Annotated in this window: 13 protein-coding genes; 8 read left to right on the top strand and 5 right to left on the bottom strand. The window is 59.6% G+C overall.

Translation table 11 applies throughout. The annotated features are described in order from the left end of the window. The first annotated feature begins 87 nt into the window (after nucleotides 1–87). From P8O11_RS03470 to P8O11_RS03490, 5 genes are read left to right on the top strand one after another with little or no spacing between them, the layout of a single operon-like run. Nucleotides 88–792 (top strand): ABC transporter permease, encoded by a 705-nt coding sequence (locus tag P8O11_RS03470; protein ID WP_300291681.1) that lies wholly within the window; start codon nucleotides 88–90, stop codon nucleotides 790–792. Further along, the gene (locus P8O11_RS03475) at nucleotides 786–1,499 is read left to right on the top strand and encodes an ATP-binding cassette domain-containing protein (protein WP_300291683.1); all 714 of its coding nucleotides are present in this window, start codon (nucleotides 786–788) and stop codon (nucleotides 1,497–1,499) included. The genes P8O11_RS03470 and P8O11_RS03475 overlap by 7 nt, the downstream gene beginning before the upstream one ends. Further along, on the top strand, nucleotides 1,496–2,320 hold the full coding sequence (locus P8O11_RS03480; protein ID WP_300291685.1) for a substrate-binding domain-containing protein: 825 nt from the start codon (nucleotides 1,496–1,498) through the stop codon (nucleotides 2,318–2,320). Before P8O11_RS03475 ends, P8O11_RS03480 begins: the two co-directional genes overlap by 4 nt. Nucleotides 2,321–2,377: 57 nt before the next feature. Beyond that, nucleotides 2,378–2,725: a CidA/LrgA family protein gene (locus tag P8O11_RS03485; protein ID WP_089893143.1), complete on the top strand. Its 348-nt coding sequence runs from the start codon at nucleotides 2,378–2,380 to the stop codon at nucleotides 2,723–2,725. After that, nucleotides 2,718–3,434: an LrgB family protein gene (locus P8O11_RS03490; protein WP_300291689.1), complete on the top strand. Its 717-nt coding sequence runs from the start codon at nucleotides 2,718–2,720 to the stop codon at nucleotides 3,432–3,434. Before P8O11_RS03485 ends, P8O11_RS03490 begins: the two co-directional genes overlap by 8 nt. Here P8O11_RS03490 and P8O11_RS03495 read toward each other — a convergent pair. Genes P8O11_RS03495 through rbfA form a run of 4 tightly spaced genes read right to left on the bottom strand, consistent with a single transcriptional unit; the run spans nucleotide 3,431 to nucleotide 6,121 of the window. Next, nucleotides 3,431–4,027: a hypothetical protein gene (locus P8O11_RS03495; RefSeq protein ID WP_300291691.1), complete on the bottom strand. Its 597-nt coding sequence runs from the start codon at nucleotides 4,025–4,027 to the stop codon at nucleotides 3,431–3,433. The genes P8O11_RS03490 and P8O11_RS03495 overlap by 4 nt on opposite strands. An 8-nt stretch (nucleotides 4,028–4,035) precedes the next feature. Further along, nucleotides 4,036–4,941 (bottom strand): tRNA pseudouridine(55) synthase TruB, encoded by a 906-nt coding sequence (gene truB / locus P8O11_RS03500; protein WP_300291693.1) that lies wholly within the window; start codon nucleotides 4,939–4,941, stop codon nucleotides 4,036–4,038. Between the two features lie 48 nt (nucleotides 4,942–4,989). Beyond that, nucleotides 4,990–5,742 (bottom strand): phosphodiester glycosidase family protein, encoded by a 753-nt coding sequence (locus tag P8O11_RS03505; RefSeq protein ID WP_300291695.1) that lies wholly within the window; start codon nucleotides 5,740–5,742, stop codon nucleotides 4,990–4,992. After that, nucleotides 5,726–6,121: a 30S ribosome-binding factor RbfA gene (rbfA, locus tag P8O11_RS03510; protein WP_089893155.1), complete on the bottom strand. Its 396-nt coding sequence runs from the start codon at nucleotides 6,119–6,121 to the stop codon at nucleotides 5,726–5,728. Before rbfA ends, P8O11_RS03505 begins: the two co-directional genes overlap by 17 nt. Nucleotides 6,122–6,209: 88 nt before the next feature. On the opposite strand from rbfA, the gene dapB reads away from it, so the two are divergent. Continuing rightward, complete coding sequence (gene dapB / locus P8O11_RS03515; protein ID WP_300291699.1) at nucleotides 6,210–7,019, top strand: 4-hydroxy-tetrahydrodipicolinate reductase; 810 nt, start codon at nucleotides 6,210–6,212, stop codon at nucleotides 7,017–7,019. Nucleotides 7,020–7,121: 102 nt separating this feature from the next. On the opposite strand, the gene P8O11_RS03520 is transcribed toward dapB, so the two are convergent. Beyond that, a complete protein-coding gene (locus P8O11_RS03520) occupies nucleotides 7,122–7,301 on the bottom strand; it encodes a DUF1674 domain-containing protein (protein WP_300291701.1) in 180 nt (59 codons plus the stop codon). Nucleotides 7,302–7,364: 63 nt separating this feature from the next. Between P8O11_RS03520 and P8O11_RS03525 the strand changes: the two genes are divergently transcribed. Beyond that, entirely contained in the window at nucleotides 7,365–8,621 is a 1,257-nt protein-coding gene (locus P8O11_RS03525; RefSeq protein ID WP_300291703.1) for an RsmB/NOP family class I SAM-dependent RNA methyltransferase, read from the top strand. A gap of 93 nt (nucleotides 8,622–8,714) precedes the next feature. Then, on the top strand, nucleotides 8,715–9,949 hold a 1,235-nt coding region (locus tag P8O11_RS03530; protein ID WP_300291705.1), incomplete at its 3' end, for a heparinase II/III family protein.

A 9,949-nucleotide genomic window follows, 5' to 3' on the forward strand; every position in this document is an offset into this window, starting at 1 on the left:
TGATGTCGCAATTGAAAAGCGCTTATCCGCAATCCGGCCCATGGCTTTCATCAACTGGCCCCACTATGCAGATGAAAAGGAGCGCCCATGGCCGAAATCTGGCAAGGCATCACAGCCGCCTTCTGGCTGATCGTCACAATTGACGCCGATCTTTACGAGATCGCGGCGCGCTCGTTGCTTGTCACATGCTCGGCTGTGGCGCTTGCAGCACTTGTTGGCCTGCCGCTCGGCGCGTGGCTCGCTGTCTCGCGTTACCGCTTTCGCCGCCTTGTCATAGCGCTGCTCAATGCGCTCATGGGGCTGCCCCCTGTGGTCGTTGGCCTTGTCGTATATCTTTTGCTGTCGCGCTCTGGCCCCTTCGGCGTCATGGGGCTGCTCTTCACGCCTTGGGCCATGATAATCGCCCAAGTCGTCATCCTCACGCCGCTCATCGCCAGCATCGCGCATCAGTCCATCCGCGATCTTTGGGCCGAGTATCATGACCTGTTGATTTCGCTCAATACAACCCGACCACAGCGCATCAAAACACTCCTCTGGGATAGCCGCCGCGCGCTTCTCACGGCCGCGCTCGCTGGCTTTGGCCGCGGAATTGGTGAAGTTGGAGCGATCATGATCGTCGGCGGGAATATCGACCATGTCACCCGTGTCATGACAACAGCCATCGCGCTCGAAACCTCCAAGGGCGATTTTGCCCTCGCCATAGGCCTCGGCTTTGTCCTCATAGGGCTTGCCGTCGCAGTCAATCTCGCGCTGCACATGCTCTCAGGCACAGAGGTCCGCGACAGATGGTAAATATCCTGCCCCTTTTTGTCCAAAGTGCCTCCGTCAAGAAAAACGGCAAGTGCCTTCTTGGCCCCGTCGATCTTGAGTTAGGCGAAACAGGCCTCACGATCATCCTTGGTCCTAACGGGGCGGGCAAGAGCACACTTCTGCGCTTGCTGCACGGGCTGGAAAAACCCTCCGAAGGCCGTGTCCGCTTTGCTGCGCCACGTGCCGAGGCCTACGCACAGCAGGCCTTTGTCTTTCAGACCCCCGTGATGCTGCGCCGTACAGTGCTCGGCAATCTGACATATCCACTCACGGCCCACGGAACGAAGCGCCCCGAAGCCCAAAAACAGGCTCTAACTTGGCTTAAATCCATCGGTCTTGCTGGCCACAAGCACCAACGCGCCAGCCAGCTTTCGGGAGGCGAGCGCCAGAAACTCGCCCTCGCCCGCGCCCTGATCCGCGCGCCACAGCTGCTCTTTCTCGACGAGCCCTGCGCCAACCTTGATGGCGCTTCCACCCGTGACATCGAAGGGCTTATCCTCAAAGCCCGCGAGACCGGCACACGCATTCTCATGGCAACACATGATCTCGGCCAAGCCCGCCGCCTTGCCACAGATGTGCTCTTTCTCAACAAAGGCAAAGTGACAGAAGCCGCCAGCGCTGACAGTTTTTTTAACAGCCCTCAAACCCCAGAGGCACAAGCCTTCCTCAAAGGAGACCTAGTTATATGATCCGTTCGCTCTTTACCGCCGCAGCGCTTTTTGCGTCGGCCGGCACCCTCGCCGCCGACACACTCAAAATGGCGGTAACGACCTCGTTTCACAATTCGGGCCTCTCTGATGTCCTCCTCCCAGAGATCCAGAAAGACCTCGGCCTTGAAGTCCAGCTCATCGTTGTTGGCACAGGGCAGGCGATCCGCCTCGGTGAAGCAGGTGATGTCGATGCGATCCTTGTGCATTCGCGCAAAGCCGAAGAGAAGTTCCTTGAAGGCGGCTATGGCACGCACCGCCGCGAGATCATGTATAACGATTTCGTCCTCGTCGGCCCCTCTGATGACCCCGCCAAAATCGCAACAACCAAGACAGCCAAAGATGCCCTGATAGCGATCGCCGAGGGCCAAGCCCCTTTCGCCTCACGGGGCGACGACAGCGGGACACATAAGATGGAGATTGCTCTCTGGACAACCGCAAGCATCGACGAAGCGCAGCGCAGCCCAAGCTGGTATAACGAAGCAGGCGCAGGTATGGGCGCGACCCTCAACACAGCGGCAGGCCTCAACGCCTATGCCCTGACAGACCGCGCGAGCTGGCTGAATTTCGGCAATAAACAGTCTCTAACCCTAATCTTTTCGGGTGATCCTGTCTTGTTCAACCAATACGCCTTTCTTCCTGTGAGCACCGATATGCACCCCCACGCAAACACCGAAGCCGCGATGAAGCTTGAAACCTGGCTGACAAGCGCCCGCGCAGCAGATCTGATCAACAGCTACGCAATCAACGGCGAAACCCTCTTCACGTTCAACGCAGGTCGGATGCTCAAAGTCGCCGAATAAGCGCTTTGCACTCCTACAGAGCCTCGCCTAAAGTGAGGCCCTGTTCCGGAGGCGCATATGGTCGGTTATCTCACTCTCATTCTGTCTTGTCAGCTTCTCGGCGAGGTCATTGTCGGCGCACTTGGTTTGCCTGTGCCTGGCCCTGTGCTCGGCATGGCGTTCCTCTTCGCTTTTCTGCTCATTCGCGGCCATGTTCCCGACGCCCTCGGCGCAACAGCTGACGGCCTTCTGCGCAATATGTCGCTTCTGTTTGTGCCTGCGGGCACGGGCGTGATCATGCATGTCACACTTTTATCCGAAGCGCTCGTGCCGCTCTCTCTCGCCGTCGCCATAAGCACCTCCGCGGCCATTGTCGTGACGGCTCTGATGATGCGTGTCCTAAGCAAAGGGGCCCCCAATGAATAATCTTGCCGAAACGTATGTCTATCTCTCCGCCTCCCCGCTCTTTCATCTCACGCTCACGCTTGCCGCCTTTCAAATTGCGAGCTTCGTGTTTGAAAAAGGCGGGCGCAATCCACTGCTCAATCCAGTGCTTGGCGCGGTCGCCCTTGTTGTGGCTTTACTCGCGCTCACAGGGACAGATTACTTCACATATTTTGAGGGCGCACAGTTCGTGCACTTCCTTCTTGGCCCCGCCACAGTTGCCCTCGCGATCCCGCTGTATCGCCAGTGGCATCATGTGCGCGCATCGTGGCTCGCCATCGGCGCCAGCATGCTCACTGGCTCGCTTGCTGCTATTGTATCGGCGGTGGCAACGCTCTGGTTCGCAGGCAGCTCCGAGGCGCTCATGGCCACGATCGCGCCCAAATCAGTCACAGCCCCTGTCGCAATGGGCATCGCCGGAGAGCTGGGTGGTTTGCCCTCGCTCACGGCCGTTCTTGTCATCGTCTCGGGCATTTTCGGCGCCATGTTCGGCCCGCTGCTGCTCAATCTGATCGGCGTAAAAGACTGGCGCGCTCGCGGCCTCGCCATCGGCACAGCCAGCCACGGCATAGGCACAGCCCGCGCGCTTCAAGTCAACGAAACAGCAGGCGCGTTCTCTGGCCTCGCCATGGGTCTCAATGCAATGGCAACAGCGCTCTTGCTGCCGCTCCTATGGGGCCTGTTCTTCTAGCGCTCCCGCGCGGCCATCATCTCGTGGACAGCCTCCATTCCGCGTTCGACCATCGCGCTCACTTCGGCAGCATGGGTGTGAAGCGCAGCGACAACTTCGGGGTCATCCGAGGTCTGGATCACAACGATCCCCTCGTCAGTCACATCCATCTCGGTCACGATGCTGGCGCGCCGCTCAAACAAAATATCAAGTGTAGGTGACTGGATAATCACCTCAGGGTCGCGCCCCATATCGACACGATCAATCATCCCGATCACATGGCTGGTGACAACACCCATAAGCTCTTCATTCGCCACAAAAGTCACAGTGCGGATGCCATTGGGCAGGTTTTCAACCGTGCGTGTGATCTCCTCAAAACGGCGGAACATGACGGCGAGCTCTTCGCTTTCCTGCGCCGTCGCATTGCGCCCCCGAAGGCCAGGCATATTCACCATGTCATGCTCTTGGTGCATCCCGCCCTCACCGTGCATTTTCGCGTGCATCGCCGCATGCGCATCATACCCGCGCATCTGCGCAAACCAGAAGCCGATGGTCATCGCCAAAAGCACAGCGACAAAGCCCCAAAACAGTTTTGATTTCACAACATTCGGCATCATAGCCCTCATTGGTTAAACACACGGCTCGGGTGCAATTCACCCGCTTTGTATATGCCCACGGCCACAGCCTTGCCGTCAAGGCTCGCCCAGCATTCGTCGCCGTATTCCGCATCACTGGCAAAGACCATTCCAGGGTTACCATTGCGCAGCTTGGCCGCCCCTTCTGCGGTGGCTTTCACTTCGGGCAAGTCCTCAAGTCCCATCTCAAGCGGCTGGATATAGCTCTCAAGCTCTGGCGTCTTCGCCATTACTTCAATCTGCTCATAGCTCAGGCCTTTTTCCGCTTCAAACGGCCCAGACCAGACCCTACGCAGGCGCAAGACATGCCCCTTGCAGCCCAGCGCTTCGCCCAGATCGCGCGCAATAGAGCGCACATAGCCGCCTTTGCCACAGACCATTTCCAGTCGCACATGGTCAGCGTCCGTACGCTCCACCATGGTCAGCTCATCCACATACAAAGGTCGCGCTTCAAGCGTGATATCTTCGCCCGCACGAGAAAGCTTATAAGCGCGCTGCCCGTCCACCTTAACAGCGGAAAACTTTGGCGGAACCTGCTCGATATCGCCAACAAATTTCAGCAGCGCTTCCTTGATCTCATCGTCTGTCGGCCGCGCCTCCGAGGTGGCAATCACTTCGCCTTCAGCGTCGTCGGTGTTTGTCGCTTCGCCAAGCTTCACATCAAATACATAGGCCTTGAGCGCATCGGTGATGAAAGGAACCGTCTTCGTCGCCTCCCCCAGCGCCACGGCCAAAACGCCTGTCGCCTCGGGGTCAAGCGTGCCAGCATGGCCCGCCTTGGCCGCACCAAGCGCCCAGCGCACCTTGTTCACCACAGCGGTTGATGTCGGCCCCGCAGGTTTATCCACCACGAGCCAGCCCGAAATATCGCGCCCTTTGCGTTTGCGTCCCATGCGTCTTCCTTAAGTAAAAATGCGCCCTAGCCCAGTGCCGCGCAGGCGTCAATCAGCCGTTTCAACAACGCCCACGATCGGTCCTAGCAAAAACCCTGCATCCGCGCGGTTCAGTTCAGGTGCATAAAGGCGGCTCACATTGCCGTCAAAGTATAGCGCCTGAGGTAGTTTGAGCCCGTCGCGCACAAATAAACCCATCTCATAAAAGGTGACCCGCTCGTTTGAGATGATAAAAACAGCGCGCCCTCCGTCCTCAGACGTTGCAACGCCATTTCGGACATAGCGGCTGTCACTGTCGCGCAGAAACCGCGGGTGCAAGGCCCCATCAATCACAAGCATCGGACCGCTTTGCGTCGCATGCCTGCAGTCAGGAGCCTCACGCAAAAAGCGCTTCGTTTCGACGACATCGGCGCGTCCCTCCTGCACACAAAACACACCGTTCGGGAGCAATCCAAAGTTACCTGGCCCCGCATTGGGAATCACCCGCATCAGCTCTTCGCCGTTTTCGCGGTAATGTCCCACAGGCGAGCGGTCTTCGTGATACATTCCCGCGTTCATAGCAAAGCCAAGGCGCGCGCCCTGCGCCTTCAAGCGATCATCCACAGTGAAAAATTGCCCCAAGAGCTTGCCGTTCTCATCCTTGAGAAAAAGCCTGATCTCTTCTTGCGCCGGCTTTGCCTCGCAGATCGTATAAGAGCGCCCGTCAAAGCTTCGGTCTTCACAGCTTGTCGCCAAGGCGGGCTGCGCGGCAAAGCCCAGCAACAGTGCCAAAGCGCAGGCGGCTTTAGTCGTCCAAGTCACGCTTCACCTCGTCGCGCGAAAACATCTCGCGCGTGGCATCCATCTGATCAAACGTCTCATCCAGACGAAAGCGCAGATCAGGCGTATACTTTAAGCCGACTTTCTTGCCGATCAAACGGCGCAGCTCGTGCTTGTTGCGCGCCAAAAAGGCCACAGCATCGTCGCGGCCAACGCCACCAAGCGGCATTACATAGGCCGTTGCGATCTTCAGATCGTTCGAACAACGCACCTCGCCCACGGTGATATAGAGGCGGTTCAGGTCAGGATCATGAATATCCCCCTGCGCCAATACCTGCGCAAGCGTGCGGCGGATAAGCTCGCCCACCCGCAATTGTCTTTGTGTGGGGCCCGCCCCGTCTTGAAAACTGTTCTTTCCCATAAGCCTCCCCTAACCTCTCAGCAAGGTTTTGCCAAGCGTCCATGGCTGCGCTATGAGCAGACACAGAAGAATTTATGAGAGCACAGATATGTCTGACCTGCCGGGAATCGTTATCACAGGAGCCACGGGCCGTATGGGCCAAATGCTCGTCAAAACAGTCGTCCAGTCTGGCAAGGCCCGTCTCGTCGGCGCCATAGAGCGCGAAGGCAATGAGGCCGTCGGGCAAGATATCGGCGCGCTCTGCGGCCTCGGCCCCCTCGGCGTCCTCGTCGAAAGCGACCCGCTGCCAAGTTTTGCCCGCGCCCAAGCGGTGATTGATTTCACAGCGCCTGCAGCAACGCTGGAGTTTGCCGCCCTCGCAGCTCAGGCCCGCGCCGTTCACGTGATCGGCACAACAGGCATGACGGAGGCCGAAATAGAGCAGCTCGCCCCTGCCGCACTCCACGCCGTGATTATCCGCGCAGGGAATATGAGCCTCGGGGTCAATCTGCTGACACAACTTACAAAAAAGGTCGCCGCCGCACTTGATGAAGACTACGACATCGAAGTGATCGAGGCCCACCACAACCAAAAAGTCGATGCCCCCTCAGGCACAGCGCTGATGCTCGGCGAAGCCGCCGCCGAGGGCCGTGGTGTCTCGCTCAAAGACGTATCTGATTCAGGCCGTGACGGTATAACAGGCGCGCGCAAACGCGGCGACATCGGCTTTAGTGCCATCCGCGGTGGTGACATTGTCGGTGAACACGACGTGATGTTTGCCGCCATGGGCGAGCGCATCATCCTGCGCCACATCGCCTCTGACCGCTCGGTGTTCGCCCGTGGCGCGCTCAAGGCCGCGCTCTGGGGCCAGGACAAATCCCCCGGCCAATACGACATGATCGACGTTCTGGGCCTATAAAAAAGCCGCTGGAACCCGTTCTTTTTCTTTCTCTAAATATCCTGGGGGTCTGGGGGCAAAGCCCCCAGCTGGGCGGCGCGCGAAGCGCGGCGCAATCCCTCCTCAAAAATCGATAGCGATGCCCTTTTTCTCCCAGTCGCCGTAGCGTGCCGGGTCGGGGCCGTCGCGCCCGCCCAGCTCTTTGGGCCGCGCCTCAAGTTCTGCCTCGCGCGCCATACGTCGCTCTTCCGCTTCGGCCAATGCGCGTTTGGCGGCCTCTGGTAGCTCTTTCTTGTCTGACATCAGATATTCCTTTCAGGCTCGCCCTGATATATGCCCCAAGCAACCCATTGCCAAGGATGCCTTATGCCAACCCCCCGTCAAGCCGCGCTTTCTATGCTCAATCAGGTGCTCGCTGAAGGCCGCCTCATGTCCGAGCCCGCCGCCCTGCGCGCGCTGGAAGGGCTAGATGCCCCCTCAAAAGCCCGCGCTCTGCGCCTGGCCAACGAGACCCTGCGCAACCTTGAGCGCGCCGACAAGCTTCTCAAGCCACACCTGCGCAAAGAGCCCGCCCCCTATGTCATGAATCTTCTGCGCCTCGCGACAATCGAGCTCGCCCAAGGCGGTGATGCCCATGGCGTCGTCAATGAAGCCGTGGCCCTCCTCAGCAAACACAAAAAATATGGCGCCATGAAAGGGCTGGCCAACGCTGTCCTGCGCAAAATCGCGGCCGACGCTGTCGAAAAGATCAAGATCCTGCGCGCGCCGCGCCTGCCCAAGTGGCTGCGCGGCCCCCTGACAGAGGCTTATTCCTCCGAAATCATGGGTCAGATCGAACTCGCTCACCTCGCAGGCGCGCCGCTCGATATCTCAGTCAAATCCGACGCACCCGCATGGGCCGAAAAACTTGGCGGGACGCTCACGCCCTTTGGCTCCGTCCGCCTCCAAGATGCAGGACAAGTGACGGCGCTTGCAGGCTTTGAGGCAGGCGAGTGGTGGGTTCAAGACACTGCCGCCGCACTCCCCGCGGCCCTGCTCAAGGCCAAGATAGGCGAAACAGTGCTCGACATGTGCTGCGCGCCGGGTGGCAAAACCATGCAGCTCGCCGCCACAGGCGCCACCGTCACAGCGCTTGACGCTTCCGAGAGTCGCCTTGCACGCGTGCGCGAAAACCTGACGCGCACCAGGCTTGCTGCGACACTCCTTTGCGAAGATGCACTCACTCACGAAGGCACATATGATGCCGTTCTGCTCGATGCGCCCTGCTCCGCAACAGGCACAATACGCCGTCACCCAGACCTCCCCCATGCCAAAACTGGCGAAGAGTTTGGCGCGTTGATCGAACTTCAGGCCCAGATGCTTGCCCACGCCGCCGGCTTGGTCAAAAGCGGTGGCCGCCTTGTGTTTTGCACATGCTCCCTGCTGCCCGACGAGGGCGAGGTTCAGGTAGAGGAGTTTCTTGACATGCACCCCGACTTTACAGCCGATACGTCCGTGCTCGCCCACGAAGGGGTCGATCCCGCGTGGATCACAGAAGAGGGCGGCCTGCGCCTGCGCCCGGACTATTTTAGCGCGATCGGCGGCATGGACGGCTTTTATATGGCTGTGCTGAATCGCGCCTAATTCACTCTGCCCGCATTTGTATGGTGACCGACGCGACCTTGCGGTGTAAGCTTGCCTCTCAAGTCGCCGCAAGAGCGCATGAGGCAGTGAAGTATGTCAAAGCAAGACCCGCTAAGCGCATTTTTCGCGCGAATGTTCAACAAGATCGCCGCACGCTCGGGGGCGTTCTCCTCTGCGCCCACAGCATTTGTCTCTTCTCCTGAGCCCCGCACCATAGGGCTTTATGCCCGCGGCAAGCAGCTCGTCGCAGGCAATTACCTCTTCGCAGGGCAGCTCCTCTCCGGCGCGCGCCTTGAGTTCTGGGATCTGCCGCAAGCCAGTCCAGAGTTTCAGGACGAAGCCCAAGGCTTCGCATGGCTGGATGATCTAGCCTCAGTGGGTGATGCCTCCGCGCGTCAGGCTGCGCAAACTTGGGTCTGGCAATGGCTTGAGCGCTACGGCCGTGGCAAAGGCCCGGGCTGGACGCCCGATCTCACAGGCCGCCGGCTCATCCGCTGGATCAATCATGGCTTCTTTCTCCTCCAGAACCGCGAAAAAGAGCAATCCGATCTGTTCTTTCGCTCCCTCGCGCATCAAACACGCTTTCTTGGCAAAAGATGGCACGCCGCCCGCCCTGGAATTGCGCGGTTTGAGGCGCTCTCGGGCCTGCTCTACGCCGCCCTCTCACTGGAAGGCATGGAGCGCTTTATCGCCCCCGCGCAAAAGGCTCTGTCACGCGAATGCGCCAGCCAGATTGACAGCATGGGAGGCCTGCCCACGCGCAATCCTGAAGAGCTTTTAGAGGTTTTCACCCTCCTGTCATGGTCCGCCGTCGCCCTGAGCGAAACGGGCCATCCCGTCACGCCAGAACATGAGACAGCGCTTCTACGCATCGCGCCCACCCTGCGCAGCCTGCGCCATGCTGACGGTGGCCTCGCCCGCTTCCACGGCGGCGGCAAAGGTATCGAAGGCCGCCTTGAGCACGCCCTCGCCGCCTCAGGCGTCAAAGCCAGCGCGCCAGAGGGGTTATCGATGGGTTATGCGCGCCTTTCTGCGGGCCGCACCAGCCTGATTGTAGATGCAGCGCTGCCGCCACAGGGCCGTGCCAGCCACAACGCACACGCCTCCACGCTGGCGTTTGAGCTCACATCAGGCCGCCGCCCTCTCATCGTGAGTTGTGGCTCTGGCGCATGCTTTGGAGCCGACTGGCGCCGCGCAGGCCGTGCCACACCCTCTCACAGCGGGCTCTGTATCGAAGGCGTTTCCTCTTCCCGCCTCACCAACACCGCCCGCGACGGAACCGAGCTGATCTCCACAGGCCCAACCCATGTTCCAATCGAAATCAGCTC

Source organism: Lentibacter sp. (assembly GCF_029254145.1).
Classification (GTDB): Bacteria; Pseudomonadota; Alphaproteobacteria; order Rhodobacterales; family Rhodobacteraceae; genus Lentibacter.